Genomic DNA, 26,911 nt, shown 5'->3' with positions numbered 1-26,911 from the left:
TCGCCCACCTCCCGCAGCGACGGAGCCGCCTCAGGGAGACGCCGTCACGAGCACCACCACGACCAGCACTCCCGACCAGCGAACGGACACCGCGATGACGCGTGCACTCCCTCCCACCACGAGCAGGCCCCCGATCGGCGCCTCCCGGAAGCGCCTGATCCTCGCCGCGGTCGTCGTGGTCGTCCTCGCCGCGATGGCGTTCAGCACCAAGGTCGTCGGCGCCGACTCCGACCTGGGCGCCGGACCCGCCGAGTTCTCGGCCGAGTCCTGGGCCGCCGAGAACTTCCCCGTCATCCAGGAGGGCATCGCCGACCGCGCGGTCGACGCCGCCACCCTCGCCACCGCGATCGCCGCCGACAGCGCGGCCGCCGCGACCGAGTACGGCGTCGCCGGCGGCACCGGCCCCGAGTTCGCCACCACCTTCACCGGCACCGTCGGCGCCGGCCAGAACGGCATCTACCCCGTGACCGTCGAGGGCGTCCCCGGCGACGTCCTGATCCGCGTGCAGACCGGCCCCGCGATCAACGGCACCGACCTCCGCGACGCCACCGGCACCGTCGAGTTCGGCCAGTTCACCAACCAGATCGACTACCAGGACGCGGCGAGCGCCCTCAACGAGCAGCTGAAGACCACCGTGCTCGGCGCGGTCGACACCACCGCGCTCGAGGGGAAGACGATCCAGGTCACCGGCGCGTTCCAGCTGATCAACCCGGCCGGCTGGCTCGTCACGCCGTCCGAGCTGGTGGTCCAGTGAGCACCGCCGCGGCCCCGGTCGCCGGCATCGGCGAGGTCGTCCTCGAGGCCGTCGACGTGGTCAAGACCTACGGCGCCACCCGCGCGCTCAAGGGCGTCGGCTTCTCGGTGCACCGCGGCCAGGTCACCACCCTCTTCGGCGAGAACGGCGCCGGCAAGTCGACGCTGATGAAGATCCTGTCCGGGGTCGAGCAGCCCACCTCGGGCGAGATCGTGCTGAACGGCACCGCGGTCGCCTTCGAGGACACCGTCGACGCCCGCGAGCACGGCGTCTCGATCATCCACCAGGAGCTGAGCCTCGCCCCGAACCTCTCGGTGCGCGACAACATCTTCCTCGGCCGCGAGATCACCGGCCCGTCCGGCGTCGACTACGCCGAGGAGGCGCGCCAGGCCCGCGCGGTGCTCGAGGAGCTCGGCGAGGACATCGACCCGCTGACCCTCGTCGCCGACCTGCGGCTCGGCCAGCAGCAGCTGATCGAGATCGCCCGCGCCCTCTCCGTCGACGCGCGGATCCTGATCATGGACGAGCCGACCAGCGCGCTCAGCGCCGCCGAGGTCGAGGTGCTCTTCACCGTCATCCACGACCTCACCGCCCGCGGCGTCTCCATCGTCTACATCTCGCACCACCTGGAGGAGGCGCTGGAGATCACCGATCACGCCGTCGTCCTCCGCGACGGCTCGGTCACCGCGACCGCCGTCGCCGCCGACATCGACCTCGCCTGGGTCGTCCGCGCGATGGTCGGCGAGGGCTTCGACCTCGGCTCGCCGCCCACCGGCTACCCGTTCGGCGACGTCGCCCTCTCGGTGCGCGGCGTCAGCGTCGCGGACCCGTCGATCCCCGGCCGCGACGTGGTCGACCGCATCGACCTCGACGTCCGCGAGGGCGAGATCGTCTGCCTCTACGGGCTGATGGGCGCCGGCCGCACCGAGCTGCTCGAGGCGATCGCCGGCCGCACCGCCGTCACCGCCGGCACGATCTCGAAGAACGGCCGCGACCTGGCCGGGATGTCGATCGCCGAGCGGATCGGCGCGGGCCTCGGCCTCGTCCCCGAGGACCGCCAGCGCGACGGCCTGGTGCAGACCATGACCGTCGGCCGGAACCTCTCGCTCGCGAGCATCGGCTCCTTCGTGAAGGGGCTGTTCCTCTCCCCCCGCCGCGAGGTCGACCTCGTCACCGACTCGATCCGCACCGTGCACGTGAAGACCGCGGGCGGCGAGGCGATGATCGGCTCGCTCTCCGGCGGCAACCAGCAGAAGGTCGTCATCGGCAAGATGCTGGCCACGCAGCCCGACGTGATCCTGCTCGACGAGCCGAGCCGCGGCATCGACATCGGCGCCAAGGCCGAGGTCTTCCGGCTGCTCTCCGAGCGCGCCCGCGACGGCCTGGCCGTCGTCTACACGACCTCCGAGGTCGGCGAGTGCCTCAGCATCGCCCACCGCATCATCGTGCTGAGCCGAGGCCGGATCGCGGCCGAGTTCGGCTCGGACGTCTCCAAAGAAGACATCATGGCCGCCTCCGGTGAGGCCGTGATCTCGTGACCACTACGGAACGGAAGCCCTCAATGACCTCCACCGCGACCGGGCAGCGACGCCCCGCGCTCTTCAAGGACGGTTTCGACCTCGGCCGCCTGCTGCTGCAGGGGCGCGCGTTCTTCGCGCTGATCGCGATCATCGTCGTGTTCTCGATCCTCTCGCCCAACTACTTCACCGTCGGCAACATCCTCACGATGTCCTCGCACGTGGCGGTCTACGCGATCCTCGCGATCGGCATGCTGCTGGTGATCCTCAACGGCGGCATCGACCTCTCGGTCGGCTCGACGCTGGGCTTCTCGGGAGTGATCGCCGGCTTCCTGATGCAGGGCGTGCAGATCGGCGGGAGCACCCTCTACCCCGCGCTCTGGGTCGTGGTCGTGCTCTCCTGCGCGGCCGGCGCGCTGATCGGCCTGATCAACGGGATCCTGGTCGCGCGGTTCAAGGTCGCCCCGTTCGTCGCGACCCTCGGCATGCTCTACGTCGTCCGCGGCGTCGGACTGCTGATGACGAACGGCCTCACCTACAACGACCTCGCGGGGCAGCCCGAGCTCGGCAACACCGGCTTCGACTGGCTCGGGTTCAACCGCCTGCTCGGCCTGCCGATCGGCGTCGTGATCATGATCGTCGTCGCGATCGTGGTCAGCCTCCTGCTCAACCGCACGGTCTTCGGCCGCTGGCTGTACGCCTCGGGCGGCAACGAGCGCGCCTCGGAGCTCTCCGGCGTGCCGGTGAAGCGGGTCAAGGTCCGCGTCTACGTGCTCTCGGGCCTGTTCGCCTCGATCGCCGGCCTCATCCTCTCCTCCGAGCTCACCAGCGCCAGCCCCACCGCCGGCAGCTCCTACGAGCTCACCGCCATCGCCGCCGTCGTCATCGGCGGCGCGGCCCTCACCGGCGGAGTCGGCACCGTCCGCGGCACGCTGCTCGGCGCGTTCGTCATCGGCTTCCTCTCCGACGGCCTCGTCATCATCGGCGTCTCGTCGTACTGGCAGACCGTCTTCACCGGCGCGGTGATCGTCTTCGCGGTCCTGCTGAACGCGGTGCAGTACCGCGGGAAGCCGCGCAAGGGCGGCGGCTCCGGCCCGCGGCCCGCCTCCGACGCGGGCGCTCCGGCGCCCGTCCCCCAGACATCGGGCGCCCCGGCCGCCTAGGCCGGCCTCCCGAGAGAAGACCTCGGTCGGCCACCGCCGATCGGACCACAGTGAAAGGAACAGACCAATGAACCGCAAGCTGGCAACGGTGCTCGCCGCGGGCGCGGGGCTCACCCTCGTCCTGTCCGGATGCTCCTCCGACGCGGGGACCGCGGGAGAGGCCGCCGGCACCCCCGGCGCCTCCGAGGGCGGCCTCATCTCGATCATCGTCAACGACCCGGCCAACCCCTACTGGCAGACCGAGGGCGACGTCGCGTCGGCCGAGGCCGAGGCGCTCGGCTACACCGCCAACGTGGGCGCCTCGAAGGGCGACACCAACACCGAGAGCACCCTGATCGACACCGCGATCACCAACAAGTCGGTCGCGATCATCCTCGACCCGGCCAACGCCTCCGGCTCGGTCGGCGCGGTGAAGAAGGCCGACGCGGCGGGCATCCCCGTGATCCTGGTGAACGCCGAGATCAACGAGACCGGCCTCGCGAAGGCGCAGCTCGTCTCCAACAACGCCCAGGGCGCGGCCCTCGGCGCGCAGCAGTGGGTCGCCGACGTCGGCGACACCGCGAACTACGCGGAGCTGTTCGGATCCCCCTCCGACAACAACGCGCAGACCCGCTCGAACGGCTACGCGACCGTGATCTCGCAGTACCCCGGCCTCGTCGAGGTCGCGAACCAGGTCGGCAACTGGGACCGCACGCAGGGCCACGACAAGATGCAGTCGATCCTGCAGGCCAACCCGGACGTCACCGGCGTCATCTCCGGCAACGACGAGATGGCGCTCGGCGCGATCGCGGCGCTGAAGGAGGCCGGCAAGCTCGACCAGGTCAAGGTCGGCGGCTTCGACGGCTCGCCCGACGCGGTCGACGCCATCAAGGCCGGCGAGCTGCAGTACACCGTGCTCCAGCCCGTCGCGACCTTCGCCAAGGAGGCCGTCCAGCAGGCCGACTCCTTCCTCCGCACCGGCGAGACCGGCGCCTCGGAGGAGAAGCAGGCGTTCGACTGCATCCTCATCACGAAGGAGAACGTCGACAAGATGACGGCCCCCTTCACCCTCTCCGAGTAACCCACCCGTCCCTCCTCCCTCCGCGAGATGCCACGTATGAGCGCCTTTCACGGCGTGTCGCGCTCACAAGTGGCATCTCGCGGAGGGGGAGGGGACCTGCACGACGCCGAGGAAGAGGGCACAATGACGCACGTGACTCCGCCGCCCAGCGCCCCCCGGCGCTCCGACACCGTCAGGTTCCCCCTCGACGTCGTCTATCAGGCGGCGCGGATGTACTACCTCGAGGACGCGACCCAGGTCGAGATCGCCGCGCGGCTCGACGTCTCGCGGCCGACCGTCAGCCGCCTCATCGCCGAGGCCCGGCGCCTGGGCCTCGTCCGGATCAGCGTGATCGACCCCTTCGTCGACGAGAACACCGGCCTCGCCGACGCCCTCCGCGAGGCGCTCGGCCTGAACGCCGTGCACCTCGCCCCCGTGACGCACGCCGCCACCCTCGGCCGCGACCTCGCCGTCCCGGTCGCCGCCGCCCTCGCCGACATGCAGCTCGGCGTCGGCGACGCGCTGCTGATGTCGCTCGGCCGCACCGTGCACGACCTGGCCAGCTCGGGGATGCTGCCGCCGCTGCCCGGAGTGACGATCGTCCCCGCCGTCGGCGGCCAGGCCGAGCCGCAGTCCTGGTTCCAGACCAACGAGATCACCCGGATGGCCGCCGCCGCGACCGGCGCCCGCTCCAGCTTCCTCTTCGCGCAGGCCCTGCCCAGCCCGGCGATGCGCTCCGGCCTCGAGGCCGACCCCGCGTTCCTCCAGGTGATGGACCTCTGGAGCAGCGCCAAGGGCGCCCTGCTCGGCATCGGCGCCCCGACCGCCACCCGCCACGAGCTCTCCTCCGGCCTCCCCAGCGACCGGCACCTCTTCGACGAGGCCGCCGGCGACGTCTGCCTCAACTTCTTCCGCGCCGACGGCTCGGCCGTCGAGTTCCCCGGCAGCGAGCGCATGGTCCGCGTCTCCCGCGCCGACCTCGCCGCCCTCCCCCACGCGGTCGGCGTCGCCGTCGGCGTCGACAAGGCCCCGAGCATCCTCGGCGCGGTCCGCGGCTCCCTGATCAACGCGCTGGTCACCGACGCGGTGACGGCCCGCGCGGTCCTCGCCGCGGTCTGACGCCGGCCGCGGGCGGCGCTCAGGCCAGCGTCGTGGGCTGCGGCGTCACGGGGTAGGACAGCGGCGGGAGGTCGACCGCGGTCGGGCAGAAGGACGTCGAGCCGAGATCGACCTGCGTGGTGCCCGGAGCGCCGGGGACCGCGAGCACCATGACGGTCGCGGCCGTCGGCGCGCACGAGCCGGTGGTGTCGGTGAGGAACGTGAGGTAGGCGTGCCCGCCCGGCTCGACCGTGACCGGCTCCCCCGAGAACTGCTCGCCGGAACTCGCCTGGACCACGGTGTCCACCGGGGCGCCGGCGTCGTCGAGGAAGGTCACCTCCGGAGTGCCCTGCAGCACGCAGGTGCCGGTGCCCGCGTCGGTCAGCTCCACGATCACCGTCACCGTGTCCTGCACCTCGAAGGTGGACGTGCCGGCGAGCGCGCACTCCTCGGCGACCGCCGAGGGCGTGGTCGTCGCGCTCGCGGTGCCGCTCGGAACGGGGCCGGCGGACGCGGTGCCGCCGGCAGCGGTGCCGTCCGGACTCGGCGCCGTGCAGCCCGCGATCCCGACGGCGAGGAGGACGGCCACCCCGCCGAGAGCGCACGCACGACCGGGCTTCATCGCGGACCTCGCACGATCATCGGACGCTCCTTCGCAGCACGACCCCGCCGGAGGCCGCTTCACCGTGCCGGCTCTCCGCGAGCCTCCTCCCAGTGTGCGCGCACGAAGGGAGGAGCGGTAGTGGCCCGCTGACGCAAAACGACAGATGGCGAATAGAGGGCCGGAAACCTACTGTGGAGGTGCGGTCGAGGAGTGGGGGCTCCGGTGACGCCGCGGGCGGACCGACGCGGACGTCGGTGCCGAGGTGCTCTCGGCCGCATCGGGGGACTGCGGCCGGGAGCACCGGCCCGGGCAGGACGGCTCGGCCGGGCCGGAGCCCGTCATGCGCCCGCGAGTGGACGCGGGCGGGGGCCCGCTTCCGACTCGGGCCCCATCGGGCGTCCTCTCGGAGGATCATGCTGATCCCCCTGCGGGGCTACTCGACCAGCATGTCTGCGGGCGTCTCTTCCAAGGAGATCCACCCGCACGCTGCGTGGCGACCGCACTCGCCCCGGGGATCGACCCGCGGGCCCGCTCCGCCCTACGCTTCGACGATGACACGCACTGACGCGCCGGGTCGTCCTCGCAACACGGTCGGGCTGATCGGCTTCCTGCTCGCGGTCCTCCAGACGCTGACGCAGATCCTGCTCGCCGGGGTCACCACCGCGCTACCGGTGCTCGCCTACGGCAACGGCATCGACGCGACGAGCATCGGCGCGCTGTTCGCGGGCATCGCCCTCGTTCAGCTGCTGCTCGCCGCCGCCACCACCGGGCTCGGCGTCGCCGGCGTGGTCCGCCCGGGACGCCCGCGGATCCTCGCCGCGATCGCCCTGGGCGTCGGGGCGCACGGCGTCCTCGTGGGCCTGGCGACGCTGGTCCTGCCCCCGCTGGTCGGACTCGTCCTGCAGTGATCGCGCCGCGGTCTGCGACGGCCGCGGCGTCACCGGCCCGCCGGATCACGACCGCCCCGCGTCGCCCCCGGTCGTCCGATTCCGGACATGACCGCTAGAGGACGTTGCCTCCACGACCCGGAGCCTGCCACTGTCGCAGAGCGACCGACGACGGTCCACGACTCGAAGGACCGGAGTTCACCGATGAGCGATTCCCTGTCGACCGATCACCCCACGAGCGAGATGACGCCCGAGGTGCTGGCGGCGTTCAGCGACGCCTGGTCCCGCCACGACCTCGAGGAGCTGATGAGCCACGTCACCGACGACTGCGTCTACGGCGCGTCCGTCGGTCCCGAGCCCGGCCGGACCTGGTCCGGGAAGGAGCAGGTCCGCGAGGGCTTCGCGCTGATGCTCGCCTTCGACACCGGCCAGGAGCGGCACGAGGAGGGGGAGCCCCTCATCGCCGGCGCGCGCGGCGCGGCCACCTGGTCCTTCACCGGGACCGGCCCCGACGGCGAGCCCCAGGTCACCCGCGGCTGCGACATCTACGAGTTCCGCGGCGGCAAGATCGCCCGCAAGGACGCCTTCCGAAAGGTGTACAAGGCCGACGCGCCGTCCGACTGACAATCGCAGCCCGCCGCTGCCTCATGGTGGTCGAGTAGCCCCGCAGGGGCGTATCGAGACCCGCCGCGATCAGCAGGGCGGGCCTGCAGACTCCTCTTCCGACGCTGGTGGATCTCGATACGCCCGCTCCGCGGGCTACTCGATCAGCATGCCTTAACCCGCACGAACAAGGCGATCGACGTGCAAGAGACGCTCACAGACATGCTGGTCGAGTAGCCCCGCCGGGGCGTATCGAGACCCGCATGCCTTCACCCGAGCGATGCCGGCGACTCCAGGCCCGTTCCGCGAGCCTGAGCGCGCCCGCCACCACCTCCGGCACGCGAAACGACCTCCGGCACGCCGTTCCGCGCGGATCCAGCGCGCCCGAGCCGATTCCACGAGCCCGAGCTCACCCTCCGGGACGCGAACCGGCCTCCGACTCGACGATCAGCGAAGAATCTCGCGGCGCGGATGAACGCTCGCGGGGGCCGGGCAGTACCCCTCTTCGAGTCGCCGATCTGCGGCGACCGGAAGTCTCGAGGAGTTCATGATGAGCAGGACCTTGAAAGTCGGCATCACCGCTGTCGCCGTCGCGAGCGTGATGGCCGTCGCCCCCGTGCTGGCCGGCGCGAGCACTGTCGCTCCCGCCGCCGCGACCAGCGATGCCAGCAGCGCTCTGGTCAGCGCCGCCCGCTCGGTGGCCGCCAAGCTGCGCGTCGTCGGTCTCGCCGACGAGGGCACGGCGCTCGTGCAGTTCAACCCCCTGAAGCCCGGCACGGTCTCCCGCAGCGTCGCCGTCACCGGTCTGACCGGCGGCGACACCGCGCTCGTCGGCATCGACTACCGCGTCCAGGACGGCGAGCTCTACGGCGTCGGGAACACCGCGGCGAGCGCCGGCGTCTACTCCATCGACGCGACCACCGGCGTGGCCACTCCGGTCACCCGGCTCACCGTGGCGCTCAGCGGCACCACCTTCGGCGTCGACTTCAACCCCGCCGCCAACGCCCTCCGCGTGATCAGTGACACCGGCCAGAACCTCCGCCAGCCGTTCGCGACTCCGGGTGCCGCGACCGTGGTCGACGGCGCGCTCAGCTACGCCGCGCCCGCCGTCGCCACCGGCGTCAACGGAGCCGCGTACACGAACAACGATCTCGACCCGAACACGGCGACGACCCTCTTCGTCCTCGACACGGCGCTCGACCAGATCGCGATCCAGTCCCCCGCCAACGCCGGCACGCTGGCGCCGACCGGGAAGCTCGGCGTCGACGCCGCGGGTGTCACCGGCTTCGACATCTACTCCGTCCTGCGCAACGGCGGCTCGATCGGCTCGATCGGCCTGGCCGCGGTGAACGGCTCGCTCTACGAGGTGGGCGTGCTCAACGGCACGGCCACCCGCCTCGGCACGATCGGCGCGGACGTCACCGACATCGCGATCCCGCTCGTCCAGCGCTGACCCGACCGGTCGGGCACGGCACCGACGCCGGCCGGCGCTCCGCGGGGAGTGCCGGCCGGCGTCGTGCTCGGCATCGACGTCACTGCTCCGAGGGGGCGGTGCGCGCCCGGAGGACGCCGAGGGCGACGAGCGCGGCGGCGAGGCCGGCCAGGACGAGCCCGGCGACGCCGACCGCGCCGGAGAGCTGCTCGGCCCCGGCCGCCGTCGCCCGGGCGCTCGTGATGCTGCCGGCGACGAGCGCGCTGAGGATCGTGCCGCCGGCGGCGATGCCGACCGCGGTCGCGAGCTCGCTCGCCGTGTCCACGAGGGCCGCGCCGACGGAGGTGCGCTCGGCCGGGAGCCCGCGGAGCACGTTCGTCCCGGCGACGACGCCGACCACGCGCATCCCCGCCGCGACGAGCACGAGGGCGATCAGCACCCCGCCGTAGCCGAAGCGGCCGAGCAGCCCGAAGACGGCGAGCCCGGCGACCACGGCGCCCGCGCTCACCGCGGCGGCGCGCTCGAGGCCGACGCGCGCGACGAAGGGGCCGACGAAGCGACCGCCGGCGAGGAGGACGACGACCTGCGGGAGCAGGCCGAGCGCCGCGGCGGCCGGACTCCAGCCCCAGGCGAGCTGCAGCTGCAGCGTGACCAGGTAGGAGAGCCCGCCGACGGCGAGACCGGTCGCGGCCTTGAACGCCAGTCCGCTGGAGACGAGCGGCAGGGCCACGAGGCGCAGGTCCAGCAGCGGATGCCGGGCGCTGCGCTGGCGGAGCACGAAGCCGGTCCCCGTGAGGACCGCCGTCGCCACGGCCGCCCACGGCGCCCACGGTCCGATCCCGGTCCCGGCGCCGTCGGCACCCACGGATCCGGTGCCGACGAACAGCGTCGGCGCGACGAGGGCGGCCGCGATCGTCACCGTGCCGAGCAGCGCGCCGACGACGTCGATCGGGCCGCGGTGCAGGTCGGCCTGGGCGTCGGCCGGCACGCCCAGGCGGATGCCGATCAGCGCGAGCACCGCGATCGGCACGTTCGCGAGCAGGAGCACCTGCCACGGCGCGACCGCCAGCACGAGACCTCCGGCGGTGGGGCCGACCGCGAGTCCGACGAGCCCGGCGGTCGAGACGACGGTCAGCGCCCGGACCCGGAGCTCGTCGGTCCCGAACAGGCGGAAGGCGAGCGCCATCGATCCGGGCGTCGTCATCGCCGCCGCGACCCCCATCACGGCCCGGACGGCGATGAGCTGCTCCGTCGTCGTCACGGCCGCGGTCGCCAGGCTCGCGACGGCGAGCAGCACCAGGCCGGCGAGCATCACCCTGCGGCGTCCGAAGCGGTCGGCGATCGCGCCGAAGAGGAGCATGAGGCCGCCGAACGCGACCGAGTAGGCACCCGTCACCCACTGCAGGCCCGCGGTCGACGCGTGCAGCTCGCGACCGAGCGTCGGCAGGGCGACGTTCAGGACCGAGTTGTCGAGCATCTCGAACAGGAAGACGGCCGAGAGACCGGCGAGGGCGATCCAGGCGTCGCGCAGGCGGCGGGGAGCCGCGTCTCGCGGGGCGGATCGTGGGGTGTCGAGCACCATGGGCGCACTCCTTCACAGGGAAGAAGTGGCGGATCTCTCGATGCCGCGTGCGCGTGCAGACCGGCGCGGCCTGCGTTTTACCTCAGATGCGACGACCGTACACCCGGGGCGGGTCGAAGGGCGACCACCGCCGCCGAGGTGGCCGGCTCAGCGGAAGGGCAGCGCCTGCTCCCGGCTGGTCAGCGTGCCGCTCGCGACCGGGCTCCGGCGCCCGCCCCCATGCTGGTCGAGTAGCCCCGCAGGGGCGTATCGAGACCCACCGTCGCCAGCACGGATGCCGGAAGCGGCTCAGCGCTCGGGCAGGCGAGCGGTGGTCCAGGCCAGGGCGTCCGCGACGGCGGCGGAGTCCGGTCCGACGACGGTGCCGTGGTCGAGGCCGGGATAGGGGCGCGCCTCCAGGGCGGTGCCGTCGGCGGCGGCGGCCCAGCGCTCCAGCGAGGCGGGGGCGACGACGTCGTCGGCCTCGCCCCAGGCGACGAAGGTCGGGGTGCCGGGCGCGGTCGTGGCCGTGTTGCCCGCGAGGCGGCGCCGGAGCAGCGAGGCCGAGTCGCGGACGCCGACCGGGACGGCCCCCGCGACGACCGGCTCCAGCCCGGCCGTGAGCTCGGCGGTCGGCGGGTCGCCCAGGCAGCCGGCCGCGACGGCCTCGAGGACGGGGGCGAGCGCCGGATCGAAGCCCTCCGTCGCGGAGTCGTCGCCGTACCAGGCGTCGTAGCCCGCGGCGATCCAGCCGCCGAGCAGCGCGGCCGCGACCGGCGGCGCCGTCGGCGCGATCAGCTCGCCGGGATCGACGGCGGGCGCGAAGGCGGCCACCGCTCGCACGGTCAGCTCGGGCGCGTACGACGCGGCGGTGCTCGCCGTCCAGAGCGCCGCGTGCCCGCCCTGCGAGTGGCCCCAGACCGCGAAGCCGGCGTCGAGTGCGCCGCCAGACAGCTCCCGCGTCGCGCGCACGGCGTCGAGCGACGCGCGCGCCTCCCCCTCGCCGACCAGATAGGGCATCGGCCGGTCCGTGCGCGGATCCGCGAGGTCCGGCGCGACGACGGTCCACCCTCCGCGCAGGAGCTCGTCGAGCCCGGGCACGGCCCCGCCGGTGAGCCAGCCGGGGATCGCGCTCGGCGAGCAGGCGGCCTGCGCGCCGGTCGTCCCGTGCTCCCAGACGAGGATCCGCCCCGCGGCGGCGACGGTCGGGCTGATCACCAGCGCGTGCGAGGAGACCGCGCGGTCCTGCACGTCGAGCGTGCGGAAGGTGACGCTCTGCACGACCGAGCCGGCCGGCGCCTCCCCCGCCCACGGCCCGACGTCGAGGACCGCCCCTGGCCGCGACGGGTCGGCGGACGACGGCGCGGGCTCCGGCGCCGCCACGCAGCCCGCGCCGCCCAGGAGCACCCCGACGGCGAGCAGCGCGACGCCGAGCCCCCGCGCCCGCCCACCCGCGCGACCCGCCCTCACGCGTCGAGGGACCCCGAGACCAGCCCGGCCTTCCACGAGATCGTGCCGTGCTCGAAGTCCTGCACCGTCGTGCCCGCGGCGTTCACGTACTGGCCCGCCAGCGGGAAGCCGTAGGCCGGCCGCCACGCGGTCAGGATGTCGCCGAGCACGAGCCAGGTCCCCGTCGGCGCGTTCGAGAAGACGCGCACGCCGGTCGGGCCGTTCTGCATCCCGTCGGCGAACGGCCCCGACGGCGGCAGCGCGACCTGCCGCCAGAGCACCCCGGCGGCGACCGGCGAGCTCCACCAGCCGGTCGGCGTCTCGAAGCGGGTGCCGGACACGTGGTCGCGCCCGAGAGCGGTCGGCCCCACGGTGAAGACGGGGCTCACCGCCGCGCCGAGGGCGGAGTCGGCGTGCGCGTCGAAGCGGACGACCTCGTCGCGCGCGGGGACGCCGTTCTGGAGCATCCACTGCACCGCGAAGGCCGCCTGCTTCGGCGCGTTCGCCGTGTCGAAGACGCCGAAGGTGTCGGAGGCCCCCTGGTCCTTCAGCTCGTGGAGGTACATCGGCCCGGCGAAGGACATCTCGGCCCACTGCGTCACGCCCGACGAGAGGAACCGCGCCTGCGGATCCGTGCCCAGGACGCTCGGGTAGCCGTACTCCGTCGCCCAGATCTGCGACGACCCCGCTCCGGCCGCCCGCAGCGACGCTGCGAAGCCGATCACCTGGCGCACCGGAGTGAGGTCCCAGCGGGCGCTCTCGGCGAGGGTGCCGTCCATGTCGTAGGGGTGGAAGGCGTAGTGGTCCACCTTCGTCGCGACGATGCCCGCGGCGATCATCCGGCGGACGAACTCCGGCGCGAGCATGTCGCCCGCGGCGGTCGATCCCGGCCCGAGACCGCCGCAGACGGTCAGGGTCCCGGGGGCGGCCGCGCGGATCTCCTCGACCGCCGCCTTCACGAGCGAGGTGAAGAACACCGGATCCGGCCCGGGCCAGAAGTACTCCTTGCCGTTGGGCTCGTTCCAGATCTCGTAGGCGAAGATCCGCCCCTTGTAGCGGGTCGCTGCGGCCTTGACGAAGCGGCGCCAGGTGGTGAGCGAGGCGGGCCGGTTGTGCGGCTGCCCCTCCTTCTTCTGCGCCGCGGCCCAGTACGGGGCGCTGCCGAGCACGGCCAGCACCGACAGCCCCCGGGCGCGGGCGCCGTCGACGATCGGATCGAACAGCGACCAGTCGAAGGTGCCGCTCTTCTGCTCGGCGAAGAACCAGGAGAGGTCGAAGCGGAGGGAGTTCGCGCCCACCGCGACCATCCAGTCGAGGCTGCGGGTGCGCGACTCCGCCGTCTCCCAGAGGATCCCGGAGTTGACCGAGAAGCCCGCCCCCGAGCGGGGCGCGATCGCGCGGGGCGCGGCGGCCGCGGCGCTCGGCAGCGCTCCCGCCGAGAGCGCGAGCGTGGACAGCCCCGCGGCGGAGATCAGTCCGCGGCGGGAGAATCGTGGTGCGTCGGACGGTCTGCTCGATGCCATGGCGCTGCTCCTCCACCGGTGCGCCGAGAGCTCTCCCCCGGCCGTGTCCCCCGATCATTCCCGCTCCCCGCGGATCCCGCCCCCGCGCGGATCCGGCCGCGCAGGGCGCTCCCGAGGGGCGCCGCCTCGGTAGCATCGATCCGGGTCGACGCGGGCGGACCCGTCGAGGGCCCGATGCGAGGAGGATCCGTGGCCGAGAGACCGGGAATCGACGCCGGCAGGCGCGAACGGCTCCCCGAACCCCCTCGGCCGGCCGGCACGGCGCCCGCCGAGATTGGCGGATTCGGGCGCCGCCCTGTCGCAGCGGCACACCCCGGCGCCGTTCGAGGAGCCGCCCGATGAGCGCCGCGGAGACCGCCGCCGAGCCGTCGCTCCGCCGCCGGCGCTCCCCGCGGATCCTGCTGGTCTGCGAGGGCAACATCTGCCGGTCGCCCGCGGCCGAGCTCCTCCTCGAGTCCCTGCTCGACGGCGTGCCGGTGCGGATCGCGAGCGCGGGGCTCGGCGCCGCGATCGATCGGCCGATGCCCGAGCCGATGCGCGCGGCGATCGCGGACTGGGGCGTCGACGCACACGCCCTCGACGAGCACCGCGGCCGGCAGCTCACCCCCGAGCTGCTCGAGCGCTCCGATCTGGTGCTCACCATGACCCGGGAGCAGCGCACCGCGGTCGTGCGCCTCGCCCCGGCCCTCCTCTCCCGCGCCTTCACCCTCGCCGAGCTCGCCCGCCTGGCCGACGGCGCCCGCCCCGGCGACTCGGCCGACCCCGGCACCCGGCTCCGGCAGCTGCTCGCCAGCGTGCAGGCCCGGCGGCCGCTCGCCCAGGCGGCCGCCGCCGAGGACATCGCCGACCCCTACCGCCGGTCCCACGACTCCTACGAGCAGGCGGCCACGGCGATCCGGGACGCGCTCGAGCGGGCCGCACCGGCGCTCCGGGCAGCGCTCACGCCGGGCGACGGCGTCCCAGCTTCCGCAGTCGCAGCGCCGGTCGCTCCACCCCCAGGAACACCACCGACGCCAGCGCGACGGTCGTAGCGAGCACGACGGCGGCACCGGTCACCAGCCCGATCGGGGTGTCCGGGAAGTCGACGCCGGCGCGGTCCAGGAAGAGGATCACCGGCATGTGCAGCAGGTAGATGCTGAGCGAGGTCTTGCCCAGCCAGAGCAGCACCGGGTTGTCGACGAGGTGCGAGACGCGCCAGACCGAGTGGCCGTCCTTGACCGGCAGCGCGAGCAGCAGGATCACCCCGAGCGACGCGATCGCCACGCCCGCGCTGATGAACCGCGGCACGAGCAGGTAGGCGGCCACCACCGCGACGAGCCCGACCGCGATCGCGATCCAGCCCGAGCGCCGGGCCGTGCGCAGCCCGCGCGGCCCGACCGCCTCGCGCTCGACGGCGATCCAGACGACGATCGCGACCATCCCCCAGCCGAAGCCGTCGGCCCAGACGGGCAGGCTGCGGCTGAAGACCGCGAGGGCGTTCGGTCCCCACTCCGAGGAGCCGTACTCGAGGCCCGACGCCTGCTGCCAGAGCGTGCCGGCGGTCTTCGAGACCAGGCCCACCGCGACGAGGACCGCTCCCGGTGCCGCCGCGACCGCGTAGCGCCCGAGCCGCGGAGCGACCCGGCCGAGGACCAGGACGCAGACCGCCACCAGCGGCGGCAGCAGCAGGTAGTAGGCGAGCTCGATGGTCAGCGTCCAGGCGGGCGCGATGCCGGTCTGGATCTGGGAGGGGAGGTAGGACTGCTGGAGGCTGAGGTGCAGGAGCACCCGCCACGGATCCTCGAAGCGGCCGATCGCGCTGTCGCCCGCACCGTCGCGGACGGCGTCGTAGGCGTTGGTGAGGTAGAGGGTGCCGCTGAGCCAGGCCACGACGAAGCCGACGGTCGCTCCCGGGAAGACGCGCAGCACCCGCGAGAGCGCGTAGTCGCCGAGCTTCCCGCGCATGCTCGTCCCGGCGACGACCGCCCGGGCGAACGGCCAGTAGATCAGGAAGCCGCTCAGCACGAAGAAGGAGACGACCGCCTGCGCAGTGACCTCGAGCCCCGTCCCGCGGAGGGCGCCGGGCGCCCAGTGCGAGCCGACGTGCGCGACGATGATGCAGATCGCCAGGCCGCCGCGGAAGCCGTCGAGGCCGATGACGCGCAGGGGGCGGCGGACGGGGGTCCGCTGGGTGGTGGCGGTCATGGCTGACGCTCCTGTCGGGGGGACGGCTGCGGAGTCGCGAGGGCGGCGGCGGTCCGCACTCCGGCCACCGGATCGGCGGGTGGCGGCGCGGGCGGAGCCACGCTGCAGAGCTGGGTCAGCAGCAGGCCGAAGGCGAGCGTGAGCGGGGTCATCGTGACGACCGGGAAGTCGACCTGGAAGGCGAAGAAGACCGTCCCGGCGTAGACCGCGAGGGCGAGGTCCGAGCCGGACCCCGAGCCCGCCCGCCGCGACCGCCGGACCGCGACGACCAGCACCACGAGCAGCAGCGCCACGAAGAGCAGCCCCGAGAGGATCCCCGCGCGCCAGACGATCAGCAGCGGCGTGTTGGCGACGTGGTTGAGCGAGTAGCCGTAGGCCGCGTCGGTGAACTCCCGCAGGTCCCAGCCCCGGCCGAACCACCAGTGCCCGGCCATCTGCCCCGGGTAGTTCGCCAGCGCGTCGACGCGGTCCGAGACGCCCGCGGTGCGCGAGTCGAAGGAGTCGACGAAGCGGTCGCGGAGCGCCGGCACCCAGTAGAGGCTCCCGAGCGCGAGGATCCCGCCCGCGACCGACGCGGCGCGGGCGCCCGCCGAGCGGTGCGAGACCACGAGCGTCACGGCGAGGCCGAGCACCAGCGCGCCCATCGCGCCGCGGGAGAACGTCCCGACGATCGCCGCGCCGAGCAGCGCGAGCACCAGGATCCGCGGCCGGCCGCGCAGCTGCGCGCCGGCGATCCCGAAGGCGAAGAGGAAGAACAGCCCCGCGACGTTCGGGTCGACGTAGAGCCCGCTGACCCGGGTGAGCGAGGAGCCGTCCACCGTCACGGTCCGCAGGTTGCCGACCGCCGAGGTGTCGCCGTAGCCGAAGAGGGCGAGCGAGTTGAGCAGCTGCCCGCCCGGATCGAGCACCACCATGACCAGCGCGGTCGCCGCGCCGATCGCCGCGCCCGCGACGAAGGCCTGCAGCACCGTCCGCCGCATCCGCTCGTCGGCGACGAGCGCGAGGATCGTGATGCCGGCCGCGAGCGCCCAGCGGAGGTAGATGAGCAGGGCGCCGATCCCGTCGAAGGTCACCACCATCGAGAAGGCCGAGACGATCAGGAAGGCCGTCAGCACGCCGAGCACCGCGGTGCTCTGCGGGCTGGAGCGGGGCCGCAGGCAGAGCACGGTCACGGCGAACCAGACGGCGAGCGCCAGCACGGCGTAGGTCCCGGTGCCGGGGACGGTGGCGAACGGCGCCGCGCCGAGCACCCCGCCGAGGGCGACGGCCGAGAGCGCGGGGACGCGGACGGCGAGGTGGAGCAGCAGCGGCGCGCTGCAGAGCAGGATCGCCACCGCGGTCGTCGCGACGCCGCCGCGGACGACGGCGAGCAGCAGCGCCGCCAGCGCGACGAGCGCGTAGGCGACGGCCGCGAGCACCGGCAGCGGTCGCCGGCTCACGGCGCCAGCCAGTCCTGGACCGCCCGGAGCGGGCGCTCCTGCCGCCAGTGCTCGATGTTCTGCTCGTAGACGTCGTCGCCGAGGCGGCGTGCGAGCGCGGAGTCGAGGAGGAGCCGGCGCGCCTGCTCGATGAAGCCCTCCCTGGTCTTCTCCACCGGGAGATCGAAGAGGGAGTCCAGGCTCCCCACGGCGGCGGGCGTGCCGACGACCGGCATCCCGCGCGCGACGGCGTCGAGGATCTTCACCCGCACGCCTCCGCCTGTGGCGATCGAGGCGAGGATCCCGCGGCAGGAGGCGAGCGTCGCGTCGAGGTCGTCGACGAAGCCGAGCTCGCGGACCCCCTCCGTCACGGGCAGCGGCCGCTCGCCGTGCCCGATGACGAGCAGCTCGGCGCCGGGGATGCCCGCGCGGATGGCAGGCCACCACTGCAGCAGCAGGCGCACGCCCTCCTCGTTCGGCGGCCAGCGGCGGTCGCCGACGAAGGCGACCCGCGGCGCGGCGAGGTCGCGCCGGTGGCGGGACACCGGCGGGAGGGTGACGTCCAGCCAGCGCGTCCGCCGCACTCCCCGGCGCGCGAAGTCGTCCGCCTCGCCGGCGTCGTAGGTGGCGACCGCGACCGCCTCGCGCACCGCCCGCAGCTCGTCGCGGAGGATCATGCCGCTCTGCAGGCGCCCGAGGTTCCCGCGCGCCGCGCCCCAGACCAGCGACTCCGACACGACGGTGTTGATGTACAGCTTCTTCTGCACGCCGGAGCGGAAGTACGGCTCGGCGAGGTAGGTGTGGTCGGCGACGACCCGGTCGGCGTCGCTCGCGGTGATGGCGGCGCGCAGCTCGGGCAGGTCGAAGCGCTCGTGCACCAGGCTCCGCCCGCGCGCGAGCGCCCCGGCGACGAGGCGCACCGGCGATGGCGGCGACTTCTTGACGAGCGTGTTCCCGTTCCGCACGCCCGACTCGCGCGAGAGTGCGATGTAGCGGACGGGCCCGAGCTGCTGCGCGAGCGAGTAGACGAGCGAGAACATCATCATGTCCCCGGTGCGCTCGAGCTCGGGGTCCTTGGCGACGAGGAACTCGGTGACGCCGCTCATGCGGATCCCTCCCCTGTCCTGCCCGGGACGGGAGCCGCGGCCGGCGCGACCGCCGGCGGGTCGACGCGGGCGCCGTCGACGTCCGGCGGCCCGCCCGCCCGCCGGTAGGCGTCGTGCACGACGACGGCGAAGGCGCCGACCAGGAGCACCTCGCCGACGACGGCCGCGAGCGCCGCGGCCGTCCCGCCGGCGACGCCCGCGAGCACCGCGATCGCCAGGCACGCGGCGCGCAGCAGCAGGGCCGCCCCCGCGCCGAGGATGCGGCGCCGGTCGGCGCCCAGCACGTACAGCGCGGTGACCCACGCGTTCGAGACGGAGCGCAGACCGGCGAACGGGGCCAGCACGAGCAGCAGCACGCCGACCTGCGCGGTCCGCTGGTCCAGGAGCAGGACGCCGCCCACTCCCGCGGTCCCGAGCGCCATCACCGCGCCCAGCCCGAGAACGAGCCCGAGCGGCGGACCGCCGTGCCGTTGCCCGCCCGCGTCCCGCAGCGACGCCGTGTACTGCTGCCCGAGCAGCTGCCCGACGATCGACGCCGCGAGCACCAGCTGCGAGGCGATCGCGTAGGCGCCGACGACCTCGTCGCCGAGCAGGAGGCCGAGGAGGAGGATGTCGCCCTGCAGGTAGAGCGCCGTGATGACCGCGTCGACGACGAGCAGCAGCTGCCCGCGCGCGCCCCGCGGCCAGCGCGGCCGGACCCCGCGGATCCCGCGGACGGCGACGACCGCGACGACGAGGTAGGGCAGGACGTAGGCGAGCATCAGCAGCTCGAGCGGAAGACCCCGCCCCGCGAGCAGCCAGAGCCCGACCGCCGCCAGGATCGAGCCGACCTGCCGGGCGGCGTCCCAGCGGGTCGGCAGCATCGGCTCGCCGTCGCGCAGCGCCCGGCTCTTGACCGCGTTGAACAGCATCTCGCCGCCGGCGATCAGCAGGGCGAGCCCGGCGACGAACGACCAGGCGTAGACCATCGCGCCCAGCGCGAACAGGGCGAGGCCGAGCAGCGTGCGGGCGCTGCGCTCCGCCGCGTAGGTCGCCGCGTCCACGCGCACGCTGCGCACCAGGAAGATGTTCTCGGACGGAGCGGCGAGCACCGCCGCGGCGGCGAACGCCATCGCGTAGAGGCCGTAGTCGCCGAGGCCGACGGTCGCCACCAGGAACAGCATCCAGGCCAGCCCGGAGCCGCGGCCCAGCACCATCCAGCCGCTCGCGCCGGCGAGGGCGAGGATCCGCCGGCGCCCCTGCCCCGCGGCGGCCGTCCCGGTCACGAGCGCGCGCCCTCGAGCAGCGCGGACCAGCGACGGGCGAACACCGCGAAGGCCGCCGCGCTGGTGAGCCGCTCCGCGAGGCCGGCCGAGCGCTCCGCGAGCGCGCCGATCGCCGCGTCGTCGGGCACCACGGCGTTGACCCGCTCGGCCAGCTCGCGCACGCCGCCCTCGACTACCTCGGCCTCGTCGCTGAGACCCGGGTGGCCGAGGGCGATGATCGGCGTCCGGTAGGCGAGGGCGCGCGCGACGACGCTCGACGCGACGTGGATCGTGGGACCGTAGGCGCCGCGCCGGCCGTAGGGCAGCACGATCGCGCGGACGCCGGCGAAGAAGCGGTCCTCGTCCTCGCCCTCCACGCCGCCCAGCACCCGCACGCCCGGCACCGGCTCCAGCGCCTCGGTGCCGCGCCCCGCCACCACGATCTCGATGGCCGGATCGACCGCGGCGCGGAGCGCGGCGAGCTGGTCGAAGCCCTTCCCTCGGTAGACGTAGCCGAAGAGCCCGATCGCGAGCGGGCGCTCCGCCGCTGGGGCGACGGCCGGCTTGACCGGGGCGGGCAGGAAGGCGACGTCGACGTCGCGGACGCGCAGCTCCTCCTCGATCGCCGCCGCCCCCGACGCGGTGAGGGCGAAGAGCGAGACGCCGCGCAGCACGCGCCGCTCGAGCAGGCGGTGCAGCCGCATCAGCGGGAAGTGGATCGCGTGGGTCGCGAAGTGGCTGCGGCCGACGAGCGCGGTGCGGAACGGCGTCCAGACCGCGAGCGGAGCGTCGTGCAGCGTGGCGGTGACGACGCTCGCCCGCGCGCGCACCCGACGGCTCGCGAGCAGCCAGAACGGCACGATCACGCCGCCGCTGTGCTCGGTGTGCACGATAACCGGGCCGGTGGCCGCCTCGATCGCCCGCAGGACCTCGCGGCGGGCCCGTCGGACCTCGGCCACGCCGTCCGCCCCGGCCCCGCCGTGCCGCACCTCGACGACCGCGCCGGCCACCTCGCGGGCCCGGGCGATGAGGTCGTCGGCGTAGTCGCTCACTCCGCTGGAGCCGGTGCGCGGGGCGACGTAGACGAGGGTGACGTCCGACCAGCCCTCGGCGCCCTCGTGCTCGCGGATCATCGCCGCCCTCTCGTGCATCAGTAGAACAGCCGTCGGAAGCGGGTCGAGTAGGCGAGCGAGGAGGTGCGCTGCCCGCGGACGACGGCGGGCACGCCCGCGACGATCGTCATCGCCTCCACGTCCGTGCGCACCAGCGAGCACGCACCGACGACGGCGCCGCGGCCGATCGAGACCCCCGCGACCACGGTCGTGCGCGAGGCCAGCCAGGCGTGGTCGCCGATGGTCACCGGCTCCTCGACGGCCTCGAAGGTGTCGGACTGCGGCAGGTGGTACGCGGTGATGATGTGGGTGTCGCTCGCGATCGCGACGTCGTCGCCGATCGTGATCCCGCCCCGCGCGTCGAAGAAGCAGCGGAAGCCGATCGAGCAGTTCTCGCCGATCACCAGGCGGTCGATGTCGAGGATCGACGTGCCGCGGCCGATCGAGGTGCCCGCGCCGATCCTCGCGCCCCACAGCCGCAGCACGCCCAGGCGTACGAGGTGGGAGGGGACGTGCGTGGCGACGATGTTGAAGGCGGCGATCCCGAGCTGCCGCCAGGCACGGCCGGCGATCCCGGTCACGAGGGCATCAGCTCCCGCTTCGAGTCGTCCGCACTGGCCGCGGGCTCCTCCGGGCGGACCTGCGCGATCGCCTCGACGTAGGCGCGGCTCTCGTAGCCGTAGGCGCGGCCGCGGTCGTCGGTCGCGGCGAGCAGATTCACCACGACGCCCACGAGCGGGGCGTGCACGCGCTGCAGGGCGTCCTTCGCGTTGGTGAGCTGCGGCCGCTTGACGAGCGCCGAGCCGACGACGAAGAGCACCGCGTCGGCCGCCCGCGCGAGCACGAGCGAGTCGGCGACGGGGAGCACGGGCGGGGCGTCGAGGACCACGTAGTCGGCCTCGGCGTGCAGCTCTTGCAGGATGCGGTCGAAGGTCGGCGAGGCGAGCAGCTCCGCCGGGTTCGGCGGGGTGCGGCCGGACGCGAGCACGCGGAGCGAGCCGCTCTCGCCGACCGGCTGGAGGAGGTCCTTCGCGGCGGCCCGGCCCAGCAGCGCGTCGGTGAGGCCGACGCCGGTCTCGAGCCCCAGCCGCTCCGACAGCCGCGACACCCGCAGGTCCGCGTCGACGAGGATCACGGACTTCCCGGCCGCGGCGAGGCTCGCGGCGAGGCTGAGCGAGATCGTCGACTTCCCCTCCCCGGGGATCGAGGAGGTGACCAGGATGATCCGCCGCGGCGACCCGCCGATGTCGACGAAGGTGAGGTTGGTGCGCAGCGCCCGGATCGCCTCGCCGAAGGAGGAGCGCAGCGCCGCCTCCTCGATCAGCGGGACGGTGCCGAGATTGCGGGTCCGCGGGATCGTCCCGAGCAGCGGCACGCCGAGCAGCGCCTCCGCCTGGGCCGCCTGCCGCACCCGCTGGTCGAGTGCGTTCAGGAGGAGAGCCAGCCCGACGCCGAGCAGGATCCCGGCGAGCCCGCCCGCGAGGAGGACGAGCGGGATCGACGGCCACGACGGCGCCGCGGGCGGTGCGGCCTCCTCCAGCGGCGTGACCGTGACGACGGGGTCGCGTCCGGCGAGCGGCCGCTCGAGCGTCTCGGTGATCGTCGAGGAGAGCGAGGACGCGACCGCGTTCACGAGGTCGGCGGCCTCCTCGGCCGACCCGGACTCCGCTGAGAGGTTGATGATCAGGCTGTCGAGCTCGACCGTGGAGGACACCCGCGTCGCCAGCTCCGCGGAGGTGGTCTGCAGCCCGAGGTCCTCGATGACCGCGTCGAGCACGATCGGCAGCGTCGCCACCGCGGCGTAGGACTCCACGCGGCTCTGCGTGTAGGTGGACCCCTGCAGCAGATCGGTCGCGGAGCCCGAGGCCTGGTTCGAGACGAACAGCCGCGCGGTCGCGGTGTACTGCGGCGCCGTGAGCAGCAGCGCCCCGCAGCCGGTCAGCAGGCCGACGGCGAGCACGCTCACCACGAGCGCCCAGTAGCGCTGCCAGATCTGCACGAGTTCTCGGAGGTTCATGGGGCTTCTCTCGTCGTGTCCCGGAGCACCGCGTCAGCCCTCGAGAGCGGCGCGGACGCGCTCGGAGACGATCGGTGCGATGGCGGTGGCGTAGTCGTCGGTGATGTGCTGCTCGTCCGCCCGGACGAGGGTGCCGCCGGCGAACGCCGGGCACAGGTCGGCGCTGGCGCAGAACAGGTCGCGGGTCTCCACCAGCCGCGCGGAGGGGGACGCCGCCACGGCCTCGGTGACGGCGTCGAGCTGCGAGAACCAGGTCTCGCTGACCGGCGCCGCGCAGTCGGACGGCGAGGCGACACGGGTGTAGCAGGTCGCCACCGCCTGGCCCCGGGGCGGCGTCATCAGCACGACGGTCCGGGCGTCGCCGACCTCGGCGAGGCTCCGCTCGAGGCCCTCGGTCCAGCGCGCCTGCGCGGTCGAGCGGTCCTCCGGGATCAGCTGGAGCATCTCGACCTCGGCGTCCGAGACGATCACGGCGGCGGGCCGGAGCGCCGCGATGCGCTCCAGCGTCCAGCGGCGGTGGTCGTCGCAGGTCGCGGGGAAGCCGGGGGCCGGGTCGGCGGTGACGGTCCCGGTGACCGGCAGGTCGGCGAACGGGCAGAGCGCTCCCGTCAGCAGCCGCACCCGGTACCCCTGCTCGTTGAGCGAGCCCGCGAGCGCGGGAACCCAGGCGAGGGCGACGGAGTCGCCGACGACGACGGCGGTCCTCGGGAGCGACGCGTCGCCGATCACGCAGTCGTCCTCGTTCGCCGCGTCCACCGTGATGCAGGTCCGGGCGAGGGCGCCGCCGAAGGCCGCGTCCCCCGCGTCGATCGCCTCCGCGACCGGCTCCGGCCAGGAGACCGCCGACGAGGCGGCACCGAGCGCGGCGGTGACCTGATCGAGCCCGTCGAGCCCCTCGGGCACGGCCGGCGCGGCGCCCGGCTCGACGGCCGTCGACGCGGAGACCCCGGCGACGGCGACGCTGTCGCGCGGGAGCACGAGCACGACGGCGGTCGTCACGAGCGCCGCGGCGGCGAGGCCGAGCGCGACCCAGCGGGGCCAGCCCTCACTCCCGCGCCGGTCGGTGCGGCGGGCCCGCGGCTCGAGCCATCGGCTGCGGCGCACGGGCTCCTCGACGCCGTAGTGGCTCGCGGTGGCGAGGACGAGGGCGAGCGGGATCGCTCCGGCGAGGTACCAGGGCGAGTCGTGGCCGACGAGCGCGGCGAGGAAGACGAAGACCGGCCAGTGCCAGAGGTAGAGCGAGTAGGAGATCCGCCCGAGGAACCGCGAGACCGGGTTGCTCAAGAGGACGACGTGGGAGGGTCCGCCCTCTCCGGCGACGATGATCGCCGCGGTCGCCAGGGTCGGGAGCAGCGCCGCGACGCCCGGGTACGGGGTCTGCGGAGTGAGCACGAACGACCCGGTGACGAGCACCGCGACGCCCAGCCAGCCGAGCACCGGGCGCAGCCGGTCCGGGATCCGGCGCCAGTGCGCCGCCCCGAGGAACAGGAGCGCCCCGAGGGCCAGCTCCCACGCGCGGGTCAGCGTCGAGAGGTAGGCGACCCCGGGCGACAGCTCGGACTCCACGACCGCCCAGGCGAAGGAGGCCGCCGCGACGACGGCGACCAGCGCGACGACCGCGCGCGACGACGGCGGCCAGACCCGCTGATCCGCCGGCCCGCGCCGTCGCCGGGCGACCGCGCGCGCGATCCCGAAGCCGACCAGGACCAGCAGCGGCCAGACGAGGTAGAACTGCTCCTCGACCGCCAGCGACCAGTAGTGCAGCAGCGGCGACTGCGGCGCCCAGGTGGCGAAGTAGTCGGTGCCGTTCAGGACGAAGTTCCAGTTCGCGCTGACCAGCGCCGCCCAGACCCCGTCCACGAGGATCGACTCCGCCCGGGCCCGGCCGAAGACCAGGAAGCCGGCCAGCACCGTCACCGCGATGACGACCGCGGCGGCCGGGGCGAGCCGGCGGAACCGGCGGACGTAGAACGTCGGCAGCGAGATCCGGCGCGAGCGGGTGTACTCCTTCACCAGGAGCCCCGTGATCAGGAATCCGGAGAGCACGAAGAACGCGTCGAGGGCGACGAAGCCGCCGATCGGAACCTCCGCGAAGTGCGTCAGGAGGATCAGCATGACGGCGAGCGCGCGGAGTCCCTCGAGGTCCGCGCGGTAGCTCGAGCCACCCGGCGAACGCGGCGCGGTGAAGGGTCTGGACACCGTGCACCTCGCGTTCTCGATGGGGTCGGGAAGGCATTCACGGCGCGCCGATACGACCGACGGAATGTCCTGTTTCTCGCTGTCGACGACGACTCGGCATCACTGTAGTGCGACGCCTTCTTCACGCCTACCATCGCATTCGCCCGGTATGCCCTCTCGAAGAGCGAAGAGGAGCGATCGGTGAATCCGCGGAGCAGACGGGTGACCATGACACGCCATTCCGACGACGAGCAGTCCGACCGGAGAGAACCTCTCGAGCGGGTGACGGTGCTCCATGTCTGCGAGCGCTTCGGCGGCGGTCTCGCCGACGCGATCTCGAGCTTCGCCGCGGCCGATGCGGGGATCCGCCACGTCCTGCTCTACGCCGCCAGTCCGGAGGTTCCGCTGCCGGTCTCGGCGCACGCGCTCTTCGACGGGGTCCTCGAGCTGCCAGCCGGCCACCTCGCCCGCGTGCTCGCCGTGAGGAGCGCCATTCGCCGCACCCGCGCCTCGATCGTGCACTCGCACTCCGCATTCGCGGGTTTGTATGCGCGCCTGGCCGTCTCGCGGCACGGCACGGCCCAGGTGCATTCGCCGCACTGCTTCCCCTTCGAGCGGGCGGATCGCGGGCCGTCGGCGCTCCGTGCGTTCCACCTGATCGAGTGGGTCCTGGCGCGCAACACCAGCCTCTTCGTGACCTGCTCCGAGAACGAGCTGCGCCGCGCGCGAGCGCTCGGCGGCGCCCCCGCCACCTGGGTGGTGAACTGCGCCAACGGCGTCCCGGCCCAGTTCATTCGCGACAACATCAGTGATTCCCCACCGGGATCAGAAGATATCGGGCATGATTCCGCACGCATCGTCGGAGTGGGCCGAATAGCCCCGCAGAAGGGCCCGGACATCTTCGCGAAGACCGCGAGGACTATCGCCGGACAAGGAGTTCTGGCGCGATTCCACTGGGTCGGTCGCGGAAACTCGGACGACCTCACTAATGATCTCGAGGAATCGGGTGTCGAGGTGACCGGCTGGCTCTCCAAGGAGAGCGGTCTCTCCGTTCTCGCGGGCGCGAGCGTCTATCTGCACACGGCCCGCTGGGAGGGCTTCCCGGTGTCCCTGCTCGAAGCCGTGGCGCTCGGCGTGCCGGTCGTCGTCCTCCGCCGGCCGTACGCCGAGTCGCTCCCCGAGGAGCTGCTCGCGGAGGAGCACGAGCTCGCCGACCGGATCGCCCGCCTCCTCGGGGACGCCGACCTGCGCCGGAGGAACGTCGCCCTGGCCCGCGACGCCCTCTGCTCGCACGTCCCCGGCCGCCAGCGGGAGCAGCTGCAGGACGCCTACCTCTCCCTGACGGCGTCGAAGGCGCGGCCGCGCACCGCGCCGGAGCCGGTCCCCGCCCTGCGCTTCCCCGCCGAGAAGGCCTCCTGACCCGTCGACTTGCGACGTCCTGAGCCCCGATCGGGGGCCGCCCTCTCCCCGGAGAGCGGATCTCGATACGCCCGCGGAGCGGGCTACTCGATCAGCATGAAGCGCAGGCGCCCGCCCCCCATGCTGGTCGAGTAGCCCCGCAGGGGCGTATCGAGACCCACCGTCGCCAACAGCCCGGGTCTGCAGCCCCGCGCGCCGCGCAGCCGACCCGGGGTCGTCCGCTTCAGTGCGCCGCGTCGTACGCGGCCTGCACGTCCGCGGGCACCCGACCGGAGCGGGGGACCTCGTAGCCGTGCCGTCGCGCCCAGTGCCGGATCGCGGCGAGCATCTCGGGGCTCTTCCGCCCGGCGCTCGCGGCGATCGGCGTCACCCGGGAGCGGGCCGGCGCCTCGGACAGCGGCCGGGCCGCGTCCACGAACGGCGCGAGCGCGCGGTGCAGGTGCCCGATGTTCGCCGCGGACAGGTCGATCTCGTACGCGTCGTCCCCGACGGAGAAGGACACCGTCCCGCCGCGCCCGGCGGCGATGGGCGCACCGGTGAGATCGTCCACGAGCACGACCTGGGAGACCACGGATCCGACGACCTTTCACGGGAGGAGCAGTG

23 protein-coding genes are annotated in these 26,911 nt (G+C 73.8%); 10 read left to right on the top strand and 13 right to left on the bottom strand.

Annotated elements, in window-relative coordinates; all coding sequences use genetic code 11:
• Positions 1-94: 94 nt before the first annotated feature.
• The 5 genes from MT355_RS10985 (at position 95) to MT355_RS10965 (ending at position 5,592) form a co-directional block, all read left to right on the top strand.
• On the top strand, positions 95-754 hold the full coding sequence (locus MT355_RS10985; protein WP_243599549.1) for a DUF2291 family protein: 660 nt from the start codon (positions 95-97) through the stop codon (positions 752-754).
• Positions 751-2,292: a sugar ABC transporter ATP-binding protein gene (locus tag MT355_RS10980; RefSeq protein WP_243599548.1), complete on the top strand. Its 1,542-nt coding sequence runs from the start codon at positions 751-753 to the stop codon at positions 2,290-2,292. Before MT355_RS10985 ends, MT355_RS10980 begins: the two co-directional genes overlap by 4 nt.
• A gap of 23 nt (positions 2,293-2,315) precedes the next feature.
• Positions 2,316-3,434: an ABC transporter permease gene (locus tag MT355_RS10975; protein WP_123447405.1), complete on the top strand. Its 1,119-nt coding sequence runs from the start codon at positions 2,316-2,318 to the stop codon at positions 3,432-3,434.
• 67 nt (positions 3,435-3,501) lie between these two features.
• Entirely contained in the window at positions 3,502-4,494 is a 993-nt protein-coding gene (locus MT355_RS10970; RefSeq protein ID WP_243599547.1) for a D-ribose ABC transporter substrate-binding protein, read from the top strand.
• Between the two features lie 132 nt (positions 4,495-4,626).
• Complete coding sequence (locus MT355_RS10965) at positions 4,627-5,592, top strand: sugar-binding transcriptional regulator (protein WP_243581596.1); 966 nt, start codon at positions 4,627-4,629, stop codon at positions 5,590-5,592.
• Between the two features lie 19 nt (positions 5,593-5,611).
• On the opposite strand, the gene MT355_RS10960 is transcribed toward MT355_RS10965, so the two are convergent.
• Entirely contained in the window at positions 5,612-6,193 is a 582-nt protein-coding gene (locus MT355_RS10960; RefSeq protein WP_243599546.1) for a DUF4232 domain-containing protein, read from the bottom strand.
• A gap of 533 nt (positions 6,194-6,726) precedes the next feature.
• Here MT355_RS10960 and MT355_RS10955 point away from each other — a divergent pair.
• The 3 genes from MT355_RS10955 to MT355_RS10945 all read left to right on the top strand — a co-directional run bounded on the left by MT355_RS10955 (position 6,727) and on the right by MT355_RS10945 (position 9,118).
• Positions 6,727-7,083, top strand: a complete 357-nt coding sequence (locus MT355_RS10955; protein WP_243599545.1) for a hypothetical protein — start codon at positions 6,727-6,729, stop codon at positions 7,081-7,083.
• 183 nt (positions 7,084-7,266) lie between these two features.
• Positions 7,267-7,686: a nuclear transport factor 2 family protein gene (locus MT355_RS10950; RefSeq protein ID WP_243599544.1), complete on the top strand. Its 420-nt coding sequence runs from the start codon at positions 7,267-7,269 to the stop codon at positions 7,684-7,686.
• 529 nt (positions 7,687-8,215) lie between these two features.
• Entirely contained in the window at positions 8,216-9,118 is a 903-nt protein-coding gene (locus MT355_RS10945) for a DUF4394 domain-containing protein (RefSeq protein WP_243599543.1), read from the top strand.
• A 79-nt stretch (positions 9,119-9,197) separates the two neighbouring features.
• On the opposite strand, the gene MT355_RS10940 is transcribed toward MT355_RS10945, so the two are convergent.
• From MT355_RS10940 to MT355_RS10930, 3 genes are all read right to left on the bottom strand, one after another.
• Positions 9,198-10,679, bottom strand: coding sequence for an MFS transporter (locus MT355_RS10940; protein ID WP_243599542.1), 1,482 nt, complete (start codon positions 10,677-10,679; stop codon positions 9,198-9,200).
• 288 nt (positions 10,680-10,967) lie between these two features.
• Complete coding sequence (locus MT355_RS10935; protein WP_243599541.1) at positions 10,968-12,128, bottom strand: lipase family protein; 1,161 nt, start codon at positions 12,126-12,128, stop codon at positions 10,968-10,970.
• Entirely contained in the window at positions 12,125-13,630 is a 1,506-nt protein-coding gene (locus MT355_RS10930) for a cellulase family glycosylhydrolase (RefSeq protein ID WP_243599540.1), read from the bottom strand. Before MT355_RS10930 ends, MT355_RS10935 begins: the two co-directional genes overlap by 4 nt.
• A 338-nt stretch (positions 13,631-13,968) precedes the next feature.
• On the opposite strand from MT355_RS10930, the gene MT355_RS10925 reads away from it, so the two are divergent.
• A complete protein-coding gene (locus tag MT355_RS10925) occupies positions 13,969-14,661 on the top strand; it encodes a hypothetical protein (RefSeq protein ID WP_243599539.1) in 693 nt (230 codons plus the stop codon).
• Here the strand turns inward: MT355_RS10925 and MT355_RS10920 are convergent.
• The 8 genes from MT355_RS10920 to MT355_RS10885 are packed head-to-tail and all read right to left on the bottom strand — an operon-like array spanning position 14,570 to position 24,910.
• Positions 14,570-15,814, bottom strand: a complete 1,245-nt coding sequence (locus tag MT355_RS10920; protein ID WP_243599538.1) for an acyltransferase — start codon at positions 15,812-15,814, stop codon at positions 14,570-14,572. The two genes, MT355_RS10925 and MT355_RS10920, sit on opposite strands and share 92 nt — an antisense overlap.
• Complete coding sequence (locus MT355_RS10915; RefSeq protein ID WP_243599537.1) at positions 15,811-17,253, bottom strand: hypothetical protein; 1,443 nt, start codon at positions 17,251-17,253, stop codon at positions 15,811-15,813. Before MT355_RS10915 ends, MT355_RS10920 begins: the two co-directional genes overlap by 4 nt.
• The gene (locus MT355_RS10910) at positions 17,250-18,338 is read right to left on the bottom strand and encodes a glycosyltransferase family 4 protein (RefSeq protein WP_243599536.1); all 1,089 of its coding nucleotides are present in this window, start codon (positions 18,336-18,338) and stop codon (positions 17,250-17,252) included. The genes MT355_RS10915 and MT355_RS10910 overlap by 4 nt, the downstream gene beginning before the upstream one ends.
• On the bottom strand, positions 18,335-19,603 hold the full coding sequence (locus MT355_RS10905) for a hypothetical protein (protein WP_243599535.1): 1,269 nt from the start codon (positions 19,601-19,603) through the stop codon (positions 18,335-18,337). The genes MT355_RS10910 and MT355_RS10905 overlap by 4 nt, the downstream gene beginning before the upstream one ends.
• Positions 19,600-20,715, bottom strand: a complete 1,116-nt coding sequence (locus tag MT355_RS10900; protein WP_243599534.1) for a hypothetical protein — start codon at positions 20,713-20,715, stop codon at positions 19,600-19,602. The genes MT355_RS10905 and MT355_RS10900 overlap by 4 nt, the downstream gene beginning before the upstream one ends.
• Before the next feature lie 17 nt (positions 20,716-20,732).
• Positions 20,733-21,275: a DapH/DapD/GlmU-related protein gene (locus MT355_RS10895; protein ID WP_243599533.1), complete on the bottom strand. Its 543-nt coding sequence runs from the start codon at positions 21,273-21,275 to the stop codon at positions 20,733-20,735.
• Positions 21,272-22,711 carry a polysaccharide biosynthesis tyrosine autokinase gene (locus MT355_RS10890; protein ID WP_243599532.1) on the bottom strand — a complete coding sequence of 480 codons (1,440 nt, stop codon included), beginning with the start codon at positions 22,709-22,711 and terminating at the stop codon, positions 21,272-21,274. Before MT355_RS10890 ends, MT355_RS10895 begins: the two co-directional genes overlap by 4 nt.
• A 33-nt stretch (positions 22,712-22,744) precedes the next feature.
• On the bottom strand, positions 22,745-24,910 hold the full coding sequence (locus tag MT355_RS10885; protein ID WP_243599531.1) for an acyltransferase family protein: 2,166 nt from the start codon (positions 24,908-24,910) through the stop codon (positions 22,745-22,747).
• A 207-nt stretch (positions 24,911-25,117) separates the two neighbouring features.
• On the opposite strand from MT355_RS10885, the gene MT355_RS10880 reads away from it, so the two are divergent.
• Positions 25,118-26,308 (top strand): glycosyltransferase, encoded by a 1,191-nt coding sequence (locus tag MT355_RS10880; RefSeq protein WP_243599530.1) that lies wholly within the window; start codon positions 25,118-25,120, stop codon positions 26,306-26,308.
• A gap of 223 nt (positions 26,309-26,531) precedes the next feature.
• Here MT355_RS10880 and MT355_RS10875 read toward each other — a convergent pair whose 3' ends face one another.
• Positions 26,532-26,879: an Lsr2 family protein gene (locus tag MT355_RS10875; protein ID WP_308197356.1), complete on the bottom strand. Its 348-nt coding sequence runs from the start codon at positions 26,877-26,879 to the stop codon at positions 26,532-26,534.
• Positions 26,880-26,911 lie beyond the last annotated feature (32 nt).

It is taken from the genome of Rathayibacter sp. VKM Ac-2929 (assembly GCF_022815495.1).
Taxonomy (GTDB): domain Bacteria; phylum Actinomycetota; class Actinomycetes; order Actinomycetales; family Microbacteriaceae; genus Rathayibacter; species Rathayibacter festucae.
The sequence above is the reverse complement of the archived record's forward strand: the minus strand, read 5'-3'. Positions and strand labels throughout refer to the sequence as shown.